Raw genomic sequence first — 14,378 nt, 5'->3', positions numbered from 1 at the left:
CAACGAGTACCAGGTCAGCGACCCGCGGCGCCCCTGAGTTCCTCCCGCATCTCGCCCCACACCGCGGAGTAGGAATCGATGTTGCCCGCGGTGGCCCATGCGAGCGCGCCCCCCTTGACCTTCTCCAGAGCTTCTGCGAAGAGATCCTGGTATCGCGACAGACGGGGAACGAACGCGGACACGTCGTCGAACAGCGCCTGCGCACGACGGTCGAAATCGAGCAGTGCGTCGATGAACCCGTCCGCCTCCGGCTCCGCGAGTAGCTCCGCGAGTTCGTCGTCCAGCGGCAGGAATTGATCGTGCAGGTCCGCGATCGAATCCTCGTCGATCGATACGCGTTCCGCCTCGAGTTGGCCGGTCAGCTCGTGAACCCCCTCGTCGGTGAGCTCGATGCCGTCACCGGCCGATCGGGCCTTGCCCTGCCGGACGAGGGCATCTACTGCGGCCTGGCCGGCCGCCACCGTCACTCCCAGGTGCGCGGCAACCACTTCCGCGGTGACCTGGTTCTTCAGGCGCACCGTCTGCAGCAGGGCCAGCTCATCCACGTTGCCCGCGAAGGCCATCGTCCACTCCTCACCGCCCGATGGGCGCCGAACATGCGGGGACCGATGCCCCCGCGTACCGCGGAATCCGGACGGATCCCGGTCCGATTCTGGCGTACCGGGGACGCGCGTGGGCGCGTGGGCACCGGTGGGAATTCGGCACCGGGGCGGCAAGGGGCCGTCAGGCCAGCGAATCGATATGCGCGGCGAGCACCGTCTGGGCGGACCTCGGGGTGTCACCGGCACCGACGAGCAGGTGCATTGCAAGACCGTCGACGACGGCGTGCAGACGCTCGGCTTCCAACCCGAGATCACGGTCCGGCGCGACGAGCCCCTCCGCGGCCAGACCTGCCAGTACGAGCTCACACCCTTCCCGCAGTGCGCGCTGCGCACCGATCGCGATCTGCCGCAGTTCGTCATGTCCGGGAGATTCCGCGATCAGCGCGAGATTGACCAGCATTTCGCAACGTCGGACCTCGTCGAGCGGAAGGAGTTCACCGAGCACGGCCCGCGCGCGTTCCTTGACATCGGCAATGCCGAGGTGGGCGGACACGCGCTCTGCGGCGCGGTCGTGAACCAGGCGCATCGAATAGCCGAGCAGTTCCGACTTGCTGCCGAAGACGTGCCGCACAGAACCCGTAGACAGGCCCGCCTCGGCCGCGACCTCCCGTATCGAGACAGCGCCGACCCCTTCGCGCAGGATCAGCCGCCAGACCGCCTCCGCTATTTCCTGCTGTCTCGCATCGTGATCGATCAGTTTCGGCACTGGACCATGCTAACACGGTCGTGCTAGCATCACTTTTTGTAAGCACGACCGTGCTACTTACGCTCTGCGTCCCCCGGAAGGGATCACCGTGAGCACCACACCTCGATACGCCGCACTCGACGTACTACGAGGGGTCGCGATTCTCGGCACCCTCGGTACCAACATCTGGATCTTCACCAACGTGGAAGGATTGGTCGGCTATATCAACGGCACCGGACGAGCGACCGGAAGCTGGTCTTTCGTCCAAGACGTGCTGCAACAGGTGACGCAGGGAAAGTTCCTCGGGCTCCTCACGATCATGTTCGGCATCGGACTCGCCATCCAGCAGCGTTCGGCGACCGGACGGGGACTTCCGTGGCCGGGTAAATACCCTTGGCGGGCAGGACTTCTCATGATCGACGGGATACTGCACTACTTCCTGTTCACCGAGTTCGACGTGCTCACCGGATACGCCGTCACCGGACTCGTCGTCGCGTTCGTCCTGGCTACCGGCATCCGCTCCCAGCGGATCTGGATAGCCTGCGCACTCGCTCTGCACGCCGCGATGCTCGCCGTCGTGGTAGCCGCACTCGCTGCGCTGCCTGCGAATCCGGGCAACCGGACGCTGTCCCCCAATCCTTATGCGGACGGCTCGTTCTGGGATCTGGTGGTCTTCCGTGCCGAGAACATCGCGCTGTTCCGGCTGGAAACGATCTTCATCCTGCCGCTGTCGATAGCTCTCTTCCTCATCGGCGCGCGGCTGCACCTGCGCGGCATCCTCGATCCGGATCAGGCCCGCCTCCGCCGCATTCTCATGATCGTCGGATTCGGTGTCGCGCTCCCGATCGACTTCGCGCTGGGCCTGTCCGGGTCCGACGCGGGTCTCGTCCTGGGCCGCTACGGCACAGCCCCGATCGTGGCTTTCGCACTCCTCGCAGCCGTCGCACACCGCTATGCCGACGGCCGTGCACCCGGCGCAGTCGGCACCGCTCTCAGCCCTGTGGGGCGAATGGCATTGAGCTGCTACATATTGCAGAACATCCTGTGTTCGACAGTGTGCTACGGCTGGGGATTCGGCATGGCCGCTCGCCTGGACGGCGACACGATCGTGCCGGCCACCGTGGCGCTGTTCGCCGCCGTCTGCGCGACGCTCATGATCGTCGCGCGCCTGTGGCTGGCCCGATTCGAGCGGGGTCCCGTCGAATGGCTGTGGAACGTGAGTTATCAGGCACTCGCGGGTGGACCGACCTCTCCGGCGACAGTATCCGGGCCGCCACCGGTCTCGTCGTCACGGTCCGGCCACTGAGGCACGGCGCATCCGGCCTCGGCGTCGGCCACCACGAGTGGCACCGGCGAGGCGCCCGGCCGGACGCCGCTCGCCCACTCCTCCCCGAGCACAACCGGCGACGTCGCAAGCGCGGCGTTCTCCGGCTCGCTGAATATTCTTCCCCGAGCAAGGAATCGGACACCCTCGGGCGTTTCGAGACCGAAGCCCGCTCCCCTTCCCGGAACCACATCGAGCACCAGACAGGTGTGCTTCCAGACCTCGAACTGCGACCCCGAGATCCACACGGGAACAGAGCGGGCCCCGGAGGGCGGATCGGGAAGCGTGCGACCCACGCCGAGACGGAGGTCGAGCACGCCGAGGAGCACATCCCGATCACCCACCAGAAATTCGCCTTCCGGAAAGCACATCGGCGACGACCCGTCGCAACATCCTCCCGACTGGTGGATCATCAGCGATCCGTTGCGGTCGGCCAAGCGGCGCAGAAGATCCGCGGCCGCGACCGTGGCCGTCACCCGGGCTGGGACTGACACCGCATACCCTCTCTTTCACAGAAACCGGTCGGCGCCCGCACTTCCCTGTACGAAAGGTGCGGGCGCCGAGAGCGATCAGAAGAATCCCTGGGCCTTCGGAGCGTAGGAGACGAGCAGGTTCTTCGTCTGCTGGTAGTGGTCGAGCATCATGTGGTGGTTCTCGCGGCCGATGCCCGACTGCTTGTAGCCGCCGAACGCCGCGTGGGCGGGGTACTGGTGGTACGTGTTGGTCCACACCCGGCCGGCCTGGATCGCGCGGCCGGCGCGATATGCGACTCCACCGTCGCGCGACCACACACCGGCGCCGAGACCGTACAGCGTGTCGTTGGCGGTGGCGATCGCATCGTCGAAGTCCCGGAACGACGTCACCGACACGACGGGCCCGAAGATCTCCTCCTGGAAGATCCGCATCTTGTTGTGGCCCTCGAAGATCGTCGGCTGCACGTAGTAGCCGCCCGACAGGTCACCGCCGAGGTCGGCGCGTTCACCGCCGGTGACGATCTTGGCGCCCTCGCCCTTCCCGATCTCGATGTAGGACAAGATCTTCTCGAGTTGGTCGTTGGATGCCTGCGCACCGATCATCGTGTCGGTGTCGAGCGGGTTTCCCTGCCGTACGGCCTTGGTACGCACCGCAGCGAGGGACAGGAAGTCGTCGAAGATGTCCTGCTGGATGAGTGCGCGGGACGGGCAGGTGCACACCTCGCCCTGGTTGAGGGCGAACATGGTGAATCCCTCGAGTGCCTTGTCCTGGAAGTCGTCGGGAGCGGACATCACGTCGGAGAAGAAGATGTTGGGGCTCTTGCCGCCGAGTTCGAGGGTGACAGGGATGAGGTTCTGCGAGGCGTACTGCATGATGAGCCGCCCGGTCGTGGTCTCACCGGTGAAGGCGATCTTGCGGATGCGCGGACTCGAGGCGAGCGGCTTGCCGGCCTCGGTTCCGAAACCGTTGACGATGTTGACCACACCGTCGGGAAGCAGGTCCCCGATCAGCTCGACGAGATACAGAATCGACGCGGGCGTCTGCTCGGCGGGCTTGAGCACCACGGCATTTCCGGCTGCGAGCGCCGGGGCAAGCTTCCACACCGCCATCAGGATCGGGAAGTTCCACGGGATGATCTGGCCCACGACGCCGAGAGGCTCCTGGAAGTGGTAGGCCACGGTATCGGCGTCTATCTCGGAGATCGAGCCTTCCTGCGCGCGGATCGCGCCCGCGAAGTACCGGAAGTGGTCGATCGCCAGCGGGATGTCCGCGTTGAGAGTTTCCCGGATGGGCTTGCCGTTGTCCCACGTTTCGGCGACCGCGACGGCCTCGAGGTTCTCTTCGATCCGGTCGGCGATCCGGTTCAGGATCAGCGCCCGTTCCGCCGGTGACGTCTTGCCCCACGCCGGGGCGGCGGCGTGCGCGGCGTCGAGAGCGAGTTCGATGTCCTTGTCGGTCGAACGCGCGACCTCGGTGAACGGTTGTCCGGTCACGGGAGTGATGTCCTCGAAGTACTCGCCCGAAACGGGAGCCACCCATCGACCGCCGATCCAGTTGTCGTAACGGGACCGGAAGGACATCAGGGCATCGGGCGAACCGGGGCGGGCGTACTCGGGCATCGTGTTCTCCTGCGCGTCGGGGTGATCACCCGTCGAGGGTGTGACCCCGGACACTACAAACGCCGGGGTTGCAACTAGGTTGCGAAGTTCCGGTCGAGTATCCGGATCTTCGCCTCAACCTGTGCGAACACGGTGGAGTCCGGGTCCAGGCATCCGAGATACGCACTCCACGCGGGCAGGTCTTCGCGGCCGTGAATCGATGCCGTCCAGCGGGCGAGCAGCGGCGCCGCACCCCGGCGCAGGAGCGCACCCCGGATTCCGGCATCCAACTCGTCGCCCACGTCGATCACTCCCGGCGCGCCCGAGCCGGGAAGCACCCTGCCGGTGTAGAGGCGCACCGCGGTGTCGAGGTCCCCGCGATCCAGCGCCGCACGTACGTTCGCAACATCGGTGCGCAGCGCGCTCTGCACTCGATACGGCCGGGACGCGATCGTGTCCGGCCCGAGTACCCTACGCAGACGGGATATCTCGGCGCGCACCGTCACGGCATCGAGTTCGTTCTCGTCGAGCAGGACCGCAAGCCTCCGAGCGCCGACCCCTTCCGGATGCTCGCTGAGAATGAGCAGAATCTCGGCATGCCGTTGCGACAGCGCGAGCCGGTCGCGTCCGCGAACGAGCGTCGCACGTCCCGGGCCGAACGTTTCGAGCATGCAGGCGGCAGAAGACTGGGCACTCGCACCCTCGAGCATGGACAGGCGCAGTTCGGCTTCGGCAGCGGCAGCCGTCGCCCGCACCAGTTGTAAAACCTCCGGCGCCGCGACGCGCGGTCCGCCGGTGATGTCGAGTGCTCCGAGGATGCGGCCGCTGATGGGGTCGTGGACGGGGGCCGCCGAGCAACTCCACTCGTGCACGGCACGGTTGTAGTGCTCGGCACCGAAGATCTGCACGCACCGATCGAGTGTGAGAGCCGTGCCGGGAGCGTTGGTCCCGACGTGCTCCTCACTCCAATCCGCGCCCTCGGCGAAGTTCATCGCCAGCGCCCGGTCGCGGGCGTCGTGGTCTCCCTCGATCCACAGCAGTCGTCCCCGCTCGTCGCTGATCGCGATCAGCAGTCCGCTGTCGGCCGCATCTTCCACGAGAAGCTTGCGCACGACCGGACGGATCATCGCCATCGGGTGTCCCGCGCGGTAGTCCTCGAGATCCTTGCCGGTCAGCAACAGGGGTTGCTCGATGACGTCGGGATCGATCGCCCTGCCGAGGCTACGGAGCCACGAGTCGCGCACTACGGGGCGTACCGCCGCGGGGGACGCAAGCGCAGCAGACCGCTCTCTGCTCGACGCCGATCCCACCACAGCCGTATGGACTTCCGACAGTCGACGGGCGTGCGCTTCTGCGTCGTCCCCAGGATGCAGCGCCATCCACGAAAGGGCTTTCGCTCCCGCACGGTCGATCATCTACCGCTGTCCTCCTCGCGTTCCGCCGGGGGCCACTGTAGTGCAGATCACAGCGGGTCGGTGTCATCGCACTCGGGGGCACCCTGGCGGACGCGTGCCGGATTCAGAGGGCGTCCGCGACACGCCTCGCCAGCATCACGACCGTGGCATGCGGGCCCCGGCTGGGCACCTGCGGGAACACGGAGGTGTCGGCGACGAAGAGACGCTCGGCGCCGTGCACCCGGCACCGGTCGTCGACGACCGCCGAATCGTCCGAACCCATCCTGCACGAGCCCGACAAGTGCTGGGACGTACCGAGATGCGCCGCGAGCCACTCGTCGTCCACGTCCGCTGCGCCCGTCGGAACACTGTGCGGGTCCACGACCCCGTCCATCGCCGCGAGCAGGTGGACCGCCGTTGCGACCCCGTGCCGGAGCGCTGCACGATCGCGAGGGTCGTCCAGGTATCCGTAGTCCAGGAGAGGAGCGGCGTACGGGTCGCGTGCGTCGAAGATCAGGCGCCCGCGACTGCGCGGCCGGGTGAGGACGACCCCCAGCACAGGTACGGCAGCGCCACTGCCCGGTACGGAGTCGGCGAACGGAGCCGTGTAGGGACGCAGTTCGAGTTCGTCTGTGTGCAGGACAGTTTCGAGTACAGCCGTACCGAGAGGCAGATCGCTGCGGTACCGGTACGGAACGGCAACTTCCGGATGGTCGGTAAACCCCGTACCGACCCCGGGAAGGTCGACGACGGGCGCGACGCCGAGCGTGGCGAGTTCGTCCGCGGGCCCGATGCCGGAGAGCAGGAGAAGGCGGGGACTCTCGACCGCACCCGCGCACAGCACGACACTTCCCGCCTCGATGAACGCGACGCCGTCACCGCCGTCCACCTCCACCCCTACCGCCTCGGCACCGGACATCACCACCCTGCGCGCCCGCGTACCGGAGCACACGGTCAGATTCGGGGAGGCGAGCGCGGGCATCAACGACGAGAGTGCCGGTCCCATGCGTACCCCGTTCGCGATGTTGAGGGGAACGCGTCCCACCCCGACCGGACCGGGCGCGTTGAGGTCCTCCACCGGAAGATGGCCCGCCGCCACAGCGGCATCGTGGAACGCGCGCGCCACGGCGTGCAGACGGGACCACGGGGTTCGCGACACCGGTACCGGTCCGGCGGCGCCGTGCCACTCGTCGCCGAAGTCCGAGTCGTGCTCGATGAGCCGGAAGTACGGCAGCACGTGGTCGAACGACCACGACGGGGGCCAGGCGTCGAAATCCCCCGGGCGCCCGCGGACGAAGTAGCCGCCGTTGACCGCGCCGGATCCTCCGAGTACCCGGCCCCGGGCAATCGTGCCGGGCCTCCCGGCCAGGAGCACCGGATATTGCGCAGTCCAACGACTTTCAGGCCCGACGGGAAGCCTCGAGGCGTCCAGGAGTTCCGGTGGCGCGGTACCGGTGCTCGCGTAGCCGGGACCGCTCTCGAGCAGCACGACGGTGCGGCCCGGGCGTCCGGCGAGGGTGGCGGCAAGTGTGCATCCGGCGCTCCCACCCCCGACCACCACGATGTCGGCGCGCGCCGGAATCACGTCAGGACCGGATATCGGGCATCAGCGCCGCGGGATCGCGGGCGTCGACGACCCCTTTCCAGAGCCCGGCGCCGTAGGCGAGGTCGTCGAGGCGCTTGAAGAAGACGTACCGCACCGGGTCGAGGCCACCGCCCTCGCGGTGCGAATACCAGTCCCACATGCCTTCTGCCACAGCGAAAGCCACCACCGCGCGCCGCACTTTCGACGACAGCACCGCCGCAACGAATGTGAGCGGCCAGTAGTGCCGGCAGACGGCGGACGCGACCTGCCACATACCGCCCGCGAAGCTCTGACCGGTCAGCACCGCTGCGATGCGCGTCGGCCGGTCGAGTTCGGCGAACATGCGGCGCAACCGCACGAGCGTGACGAATTGGGTCAGTACCGCGACGACGACGCCGAACCGGGTCATCGTGGCGACGGCCGAGCACGCGAGAAGGGTCCAGACGGACATCGCCATCGGGGGCACGGTACCGGGGTGTCTCGCTTCCAGCGGCGCCGCCCCGGTTCCGTAGAAGACCTTGCGGGAGAACCATTCCGGGAAACTCACACGATGATCGTGGGCAACCCGCGCAACCGGTTCGTACCGGAGTCGCCATCCCTCGCTCCGGAGGCGGCGGCACACGTCGACATCCTCCGCGACGTGCATCGACTCGTCGAAACCCCCGCACCCGGCAAGTGCCTCGCGGCGGACCACCATGGCGGCGCTGGGGACGTAGGACACCGGGCTACCTGCCACAACGGGGGCTTCCCGGCGGCCGAGGTCCAACGACGAGCGGGCGTGCTCGTAGCGTGCCAGCGCTCCGTTGTCGGGATCGAGAGCCACGATGCGGGGCGCGACGAGCGCCACGGCCGGATCGCTGAAATGGCCGAGCGACGCCTCGAGCCACCCGATGCGCGGAACGACATCGGAGTCGAGGAATGCCACGAATTCTGTTTGTGCTTCCCGCAATCCGATGTTTCGTGCTGCGGAGGGTCCGCGCGATGCCTCGAATCGGACCACGCGGACCCGCGGGTTGTCCGGCCAGTCGATCGGCATGTCGGAGCCGTCGTCGACCACGATGACCTCGAGGCCGGGAAGCGCTTGCAGCAACCGCCGCACTCCCGCCGCATTGTTCCGGACGGGAACGACCACCGTGACGTCCGCGGTGGAGGGCAGTCGCGTGGGACGCGGATTACCGACACCGGAGTCGAGCAGCCGCCGGGCGACCACCGCGGTTCGGGAGTCGACGACCTCGAGGTGATCGCCGTCGATCATCGCCGCGGCGGCGGGCGCCAGTTTGAGCATCCGGGTGGGCGAGCCTCCGATGAGTACGCGCCCGCCGGCGAACCGCCGGACCCGCGGATCGATGCGCACCCCGAATCCGTCGGGTAGCCGTCCACCGGGAGTCTGCGCCAGTTCGGGTGTTGTCGCCTGACTCACCGAAGTCCCCCCTCCGTGCCCGGTTCCCACCGAGCGACCTGCGATGCTGCACGTTCCGTCAGGTGTGCGAACAAGCGGGCCCCCTGCGCTGCAGTTGCGGTGGTGGGATCGCCGAGAACCCCGTTCGCCGACACCGAAACCATACCGGCTTCACGCAGTTGTGGCATCAAAGTGGAGATCGGATCTGTGTTCCCGGCAACCGCGCTCGCCATATCCACCGCGTTCGGGAACAGGTGCAACATCAGACTCGTTTCGGTCACCCCCGCGTGGGCGTCGGCGCCCGGCACCGCGCACGGGAGCCAGGCCACGTCGCGCCCCTCGTAGCGCAGCAGCGACACGGCTTCGGCCAGGGCATATGCGTTTCCGCCGTGCCCGTTGACGAACAGCACCCGGGAAGCCCAGCGGCAGATAGAGCGCCCGTACTCCACGAACACGGTGCGCAGCGCCTCTGCTCCGATGGACACCGTTCCCGGAAAGTCCTCGTGCTCGCCGCTCGCGCCGTACGCGAGCGGCGGAGCCACGAGGACGTCGGGAAGTGCCTCGGCAACGGCCGTGGCGATCCGGGTATCGGTATCGAGGGGCAGATGCGGGCCGTGTTGTTCGAGCGATCCCACCGGTACCGCGACGGTCCACCGCTCCGGTTCGACGTGGGTCCAATAGGCGCCGGCAAGATCCCGTATCACCGGTCCGATGCTAGTGCGTCGGACAGCCCGCACCGCGAGCGCGTGGTGTCACACCAGCAAGCGAGGTATTTCCCGATTCCAGTTCTCGGAGTAGACGCGCCGCTTGCCGTGGATCTCGTCGGACTCGTACGCATCCAACTGTGCTGTGATCACGAACTCGTCCGGTGTCGATGTCAGCACCGTCCGGGTCCGCACCTCCGTCTGCCAGTCCCCTCGACCGAGATAGCGCACGGTCTGGGTCTCGCCGCGCGCCGACTCCACGTCGTTCCCCTGGAAGCTGAACCACTCGGTCGTTGCGCTCCGCATCGTGGTACCGGTGTCTTCGACGAAGAGTTCTCCCTGGTCGTCCTTGATCTCGAGTGTGGTCACGCCGGTTTCGAGATCGCGCGAGGTGCGCCAGTGGTGTTCGCCCGGCTCGACCCGTGTGACGGCGGAGGATTCCGCACCTTCGGGCTCACCGAACGCGGGCAGCGCCGAGTCCTCGGCGTCGCGTCGCGGACGCACGGGCAGGCTCAGACGGCTTTCGCCGGTGGTCACCGTGAGGGTCGCGAGTTCGGGCGCCGGCCACACCAGCGGAAAGTACGAGGTGGACAACGACAAGCGGATGCGATGGCCTGCCGGGAACTCCTGCGCCATCCCGTTGAGCTTGACGCGCACCCGATACTTGCGACCCGGCTCGAGCGGCTGCGGGTCCGCGCTGCCGTCACGATGCGTGAGGTTCAGCAGACCGTAGGTCACTCGCGTCGCCTGGCCGTCCGGAGCGACATCGCTGAGCCTGGCCGCGACCATCGCCACCGGCTTGTCGGCACTGATCTCGAGATCGAGCTTCGGCAGGCCGACCACGTCGAGCGGTTCGTCGAGGGCTTCGGTTTCGAAAACGAGTGCGCCGCCGTCCTCTTCCCGCTGATCGGAGGGCAGGTCGGGAGTGGCCGCGTACGAGGCCCACTTGCCACCCGCCATCCCCAGGCTCAGCGGTGAGCACACCGCCAGGTCCCGGCGCTCCACGGCGTCCGGATCGGCGTCCTGGTCCAGTCCGAAGCGCGTGAGCGAGTACTCGCGGCTCTCGATGCCCGGCGCGGGCCACGACGGCTCGGAGATCCATGTACCCGGCCGCTCGGGGTAGCGCGGGTGCGGCGGGACGCTGCCCTGCTTCCACATGCGGAGCATGGGTTCGTCCATGATGCCGTTGTCGATCCCCTTGAGCCAGTAGTCCCACCACCGGACGACCTCCTGCAGGAACCCGATCTCCGGACCGGGCACTCCCTGGTGCGGGTACTTGTGACCCCACGGTCCGATGAGTCCCTTACGAGGGACGTCGAGGTTCTCCATCAGCCGGAAGATCGCGTTGGTGTAACCGTCGGCCCAGCCGCCCACCGCGAACACGGGACATTGCACGTCCGCGTAGTTCTCGTTGACGGAGGCACGCTTCCAGTAGTCGTCCCGATGTTGATGCTCGAGCCACTTCTCGACCCACAGTCCGCTGCCCTGCAATCGTTCGTGCCACATCTCGCGCCACCGGTCGCCGACGATCGCCGGGTCCGGCGCCATGCTGTTGAAGGCGAACATCACGGTGGCTTCGGACAGGTTGTCCGACAGCAGGCATCCACCCATGTAGTGCATGTTGTCGACGTACAGATCGTCGGTGGCGGACGCGCTGATGATCGCTTTGAGTGCCGGTGGCCGCTTCGCGGCAACATGGAGGCTGTTGAAGCCGCCCCACGAGATACCCATCATGCCGACGTTGCCGTCGCACCAGGGTTGCTGCGCGGCCCACTCGATCACGGCGCACGCATCGTCCTGCTCGGTAGGGAGGTACTCGTCCTCGAGTACCCCGTCGGAGTTGCCGCTGCCGCGCAGGTCCACCCGGATACAGGCGTATCCGTGGCCGGCGATGTACGGGTGGTTGAGCTCGTCTCGCGCTCGGGTGGTATCCCGGTGCCGATACGGAATATATTCCAGCACAGCGGGAACCGGGTTGCTCTCGGCTCCGTCCGGAAGCCAGATGCGAGCCGACAGCCGACAGCCGTCGGGCATCGTGATGAAGGTGTTCTCGATGACGCGAACACTGTGGGGAAAGGATGTCACTGTCTGCACGAGTACCTTCCTGTCGATCGGTTGAACAAGTCGCAGGCAGGAAGGCCCTAGTCGGAGATTTCGTCGATCCCGAACGGCAGCAACTCGGTCGCACGATCGAAGTACTTCTCGAGCCCGCCCACGTCGTCGGCACCGATGTACAGGGTCGCGAGGACCGTCCGGTAGCCGTCCTGGTTGGGCAGTTCGGACAGCCGGTCGCCTACCCGAACCTTGATGTCCACCACCGTATCCGGGATCTCCTCGCAGACTCGGGCGAGATCGTCGGCGCTGGGGACGCTGCGCACGATACCGTCGGAGTAGTAACCGACGTGGCACTGAGCCGCGTGGCGGAACTTGCCCTTGCGCGGTTCGATGCGCGGTTCCACGCCGAGCGCGATATCGATCGCCACCTCGTGGTTCGACGTTCCGTCGACCTTGACGAAAAGGTCACTGTGCGACTGCGAGATGCGGGTGTTGACCTCGATGAGCGACAGCTTTCCCGTCTTCTCGTCCCACATGAACTCCGTGTTGAAGCAACCGTTGTCGAAACCGACGTGACGCAGGTACCGCTCCGTCAGATCGATCATGCTTTGCTGCACATCCTCGGGGACCGACTGTGCCGGGTAGTCGAGCCTGTCGAAGCTGTGCCCTGCCGCATCCTTACGCATGTCGAAGAAGCCGTGAATGCGGTACTCGCCGTTGAACATCGTGCCTTCGGGCGCGACCTGGATACCCGTGATGATGTCTTCGGCGAGGCACATGTTGCCGCCGACTCCTTCGAGTTCGGGCGGCAGTTCCACCAGGGACAGCACTTCGTCGAACGCGTCCCCGACCCGGCCGATCTCGGCACGGATCTGCTCGAGTGCAGCGGCGAACTCCTCGGCGCTGTTGATCTCGAATCCGAGTTGCGACGAGTGGGACTTGATCGGCTTGACCCAGAACGGGAAGGAAAGGTCGATCGAATCGAGCGCGTTGTCGTCGAAAGGATCGAAAACCGCGAAGCCCGGGACACATTCGGGAATGCTCTTCCGCTGCTCGATTCGGCTCCACGCCTTGTGCTCGCACTGGAGAATACTGCGGAGTGTCGGCGCGGGCAGGCCCCGTTCGGCGGCGAGAATCGGAGCGAGCACGCTCGTCGGGAAATCCCAGTGCGCGACGATCCCGTCCACGCTGCCGTCGAACTCGTCGAGTTCGCGGCGTGCCCGGTCGAGCAGGTCTCGGAACACATAGGTCTCGGGCTCGACCAGTGACTCGTAATCCAGAAGGCCGTGGAACCGGAGTTCGTCGGCGTTCGAAAGAGTGTCGAGCTTGTCACGCTGCTGATCGGTCAGGGCCGGGATGAATATGTTCTTGTGCATCACCAGTGGGTGCCCATGCAACGATTCGATAAACATCTCCCGCAAATGCCCAGCAACACCGCCGAGTGTGTTTGTCCGGTTGACCGCCGGGCGAGTCCCGTCGGAGGATCGTGGGCACGAGGGACAGGCGGGAGGATCGGCGCCGGTCGCGCCACGGCCGGCACGTACTCTCGTCTGGTGCAGATCGAACCTCGTCCCTTGGACGACCCGGACGTGCAGGCCCTCATCGACGAGGTTCAGCTCGAGTACGTGCGTCGCTACGGCGGGCCCGACCACACCGAACTTCATCCGGAACAGTTCGCACCCCCACGCGGGCTGTTCCTGCTCGCACATTCCGGAACTGCGCCGCTGGGCATCGGAGGCTGGCGCGCGTACGACGCGGGGCATCCCGGTCTGCGCGACGGCGACGCGGAGATCAAGAGGATGTACGTGCGTGCGGATTCGCGGCGACGCGGAATCGCGCGGCGCCTGCTCGACGCGCTGGAGCGAACCGCAGCGGACGCGGGACGTCGCCGGATGGTGCTCGAAACCGGCACTGCGCAACCGGAAGCCATCGCGATGTACACCGCAGCCGGGTACGCCCCGATGCGCGAGCGGTTCGGCGTCTGGGCCGACTCGGAGTCTTCGCTGTACTTCGCCAAGGGATTGCCTCGCATCCGGCTCGCGGCGGAGGCAGAACTACCGTTGCTCCAGGACATCGAACGGGCGGCGGGCGAACAGTTCGCTGAACTGGGCATGACCTTCGTCGCGGACGACGCCCCGCCGACGGTCGCGGAATTGCACCGTTATCTCGCCGCGGGCCGGAACTGGGTGGCGTTCGACGAAGGCGGTGCGCCGGTGGCGTACCTGATCGCCGAACCGGTCGACGACGCGCTCCACATCGAGCAGGTCTCGGTGCATCCCGGTCACGCTCGGCGCGGCGTCGGTCGCGACCTGCTCGCCCACGCCGCCGGGTGGGCTCGCGATCACGGGTACAACGCCGTGACGCTCACGACCTACCGCGACGTTCCCTGGAACGCGCCCTATTACGAACGTCTCGGCTTCCGCATTCTCGGCGACGGAGAACTCACCCCGGGGCTGCGCCGGATTCGCGCACACGAAACGGAGCTGGGACTCGACTACCGTCCACGCGTTGCGATGCGGCGCGAACTCGGTTCGTAGGCACCGCACACTCGGACGCGG

At 66.9% G+C, this 14,378-nt stretch carries 12 protein-coding genes; 2 read left to right on the top strand and 10 right to left on the bottom strand.

The window, feature by feature from the left end:
- Positions 1 to 14: 14 nt before the first annotated feature.
- On the bottom strand, positions 15 to 563 hold the full coding sequence (locus ACLQ3J_RS07690) for a hypothetical protein (RefSeq protein WP_296550408.1): 549 nt from the start codon (positions 561 to 563) through the stop codon (positions 15 to 17).
- Between the two features lie 160 nt (positions 564 to 723).
- The gene (locus tag ACLQ3J_RS07685) at positions 724 to 1,308 is read right to left on the bottom strand and encodes a TetR/AcrR family transcriptional regulator (RefSeq protein ID WP_296550407.1); all 585 of its coding nucleotides are present in this window, start codon (positions 1,306 to 1,308) and stop codon (positions 724 to 726) included.
- An 88-nt stretch (positions 1,309 to 1,396) separates the two neighbouring features.
- Here ACLQ3J_RS07685 and ACLQ3J_RS07680 point away from each other — a divergent pair, with 88 nt between their 5' ends.
- Positions 1,397 to 2,593 carry a DUF418 domain-containing protein gene (locus ACLQ3J_RS07680; RefSeq protein WP_425902730.1) on the top strand — a complete coding sequence of 399 codons (1,197 nt, stop codon included), beginning with the start codon at positions 1,397 to 1,399 and terminating at the stop codon, positions 2,591 to 2,593.
- Here the strand turns inward: ACLQ3J_RS07680 and ACLQ3J_RS07675 are convergent.
- The 8 genes from ACLQ3J_RS07675 to ACLQ3J_RS07640 all read right to left on the bottom strand — a co-directional run bounded on the left by ACLQ3J_RS07675 (position 2,512) and on the right by ACLQ3J_RS07640 (position 13,196).
- A complete protein-coding gene (locus tag ACLQ3J_RS07675) occupies positions 2,512 to 3,105 on the bottom strand; it encodes a DUF779 domain-containing protein (protein ID WP_425902729.1) in 594 nt (197 codons plus the stop codon). The two genes, ACLQ3J_RS07680 and ACLQ3J_RS07675, sit on opposite strands and share 82 nt — an antisense overlap.
- 75 nt (positions 3,106 to 3,180) lie before the next feature.
- Positions 3,181 to 4,704, bottom strand: coding sequence for an aldehyde dehydrogenase (gene adh, locus ACLQ3J_RS07670; protein ID WP_296550405.1), 1,524 nt, complete (start codon positions 4,702 to 4,704; stop codon positions 3,181 to 3,183).
- 74 nt (positions 4,705 to 4,778) lie between these two features.
- On the bottom strand, positions 4,779 to 6,098 hold the full coding sequence (locus ACLQ3J_RS07665; RefSeq protein ID WP_425902728.1) for a GAF domain-containing protein: 1,320 nt from the start codon (positions 6,096 to 6,098) through the stop codon (positions 4,779 to 4,781).
- 103 nt (positions 6,099 to 6,201) lie between these two features.
- Complete coding sequence (mftG, locus tag ACLQ3J_RS07660; RefSeq protein WP_425902726.1) at positions 6,202 to 7,662, bottom strand: mycofactocin dehydrogenase MftG; 1,461 nt, start codon at positions 7,660 to 7,662, stop codon at positions 6,202 to 6,204.
- Position 7,663: 1 nt separating this feature from the next.
- Positions 7,664 to 9,082: a mycofactocin biosynthesis glycosyltransferase MftF gene (gene mftF, locus ACLQ3J_RS07655; protein WP_296550402.1), complete on the bottom strand. Its 1,419-nt coding sequence runs from the start codon at positions 9,080 to 9,082 to the stop codon at positions 7,664 to 7,666.
- Positions 9,079 to 9,765 carry a mycofactocin biosynthesis peptidyl-dipeptidase MftE gene (mftE, locus tag ACLQ3J_RS07650; RefSeq protein WP_296550401.1) on the bottom strand — a complete coding sequence of 229 codons (687 nt, stop codon included), beginning with the start codon at positions 9,763 to 9,765 and terminating at the stop codon, positions 9,079 to 9,081. The genes mftF and mftE overlap by 4 nt, the downstream gene beginning before the upstream one ends.
- A 48-nt stretch (positions 9,766 to 9,813) precedes the next feature.
- On the bottom strand, positions 9,814 to 11,859 hold the full coding sequence (locus ACLQ3J_RS07645) for a CocE/NonD family hydrolase (RefSeq protein WP_169651229.1): 2,046 nt from the start codon (positions 11,857 to 11,859) through the stop codon (positions 9,814 to 9,816).
- A 47-nt stretch (positions 11,860 to 11,906) separates the two neighbouring features.
- Complete coding sequence (locus ACLQ3J_RS07640) at positions 11,907 to 13,196, bottom strand: ATP-grasp domain-containing protein (RefSeq protein WP_169651230.1); 1,290 nt, start codon at positions 13,194 to 13,196, stop codon at positions 11,907 to 11,909.
- Between the two features lie 177 nt (positions 13,197 to 13,373).
- Here ACLQ3J_RS07640 and ACLQ3J_RS07635 point away from each other — a divergent pair, with 177 nt between their 5' ends.
- Positions 13,374 to 14,357 (top strand): GNAT family N-acetyltransferase, encoded by a 984-nt coding sequence (locus ACLQ3J_RS07635; RefSeq protein WP_425902723.1) that lies wholly within the window; start codon positions 13,374 to 13,376, stop codon positions 14,355 to 14,357.
- Positions 14,358 to 14,378: the final 21 nt, after the last annotated feature.

Origin of the sequence: Rhodococcus sp. DT1 (assembly GCF_049844875.1) — a bacterium.
Lineage (GTDB): Bacteria > Actinomycetota > Actinomycetes > Mycobacteriales > Mycobacteriaceae > Rhodococcus.
Note: the sequence above shows the minus strand (reverse complement) of the source record. Positions and strands in the feature narration are given on the sequence as shown.

What these genes read in the sequence shown, in the direction of transcription:
- ACLQ3J_RS07665 (WP_425902728.1), bottom strand. Translation starts at nt 6,098, where the DNA reads ATGATCGACCGTGCGGGAGCGAAAGCCCTTTCGTGGATGGCGCTGCAT.
- ACLQ3J_RS07640 (WP_169651230.1), bottom strand. Translation starts at nt 13,196, where the DNA reads ATGCACAAGAACATATTCATCCCGGCCCTGACCGATCAGCAGCGTGAC.
- adh (WP_296550405.1), bottom strand. Translation starts at nt 4,704, where the DNA reads ATGCCCGAGTACGCCCGCCCCGGTTCGCCCGATGCCCTGATGTCCTTC.
- ACLQ3J_RS07690 (WP_296550408.1), bottom strand. Translation starts at nt 563, where the DNA reads ATGGCCTTCGCGGGCAACGTGGATGAGCTGGCCCTGCTGCAGACGGTG.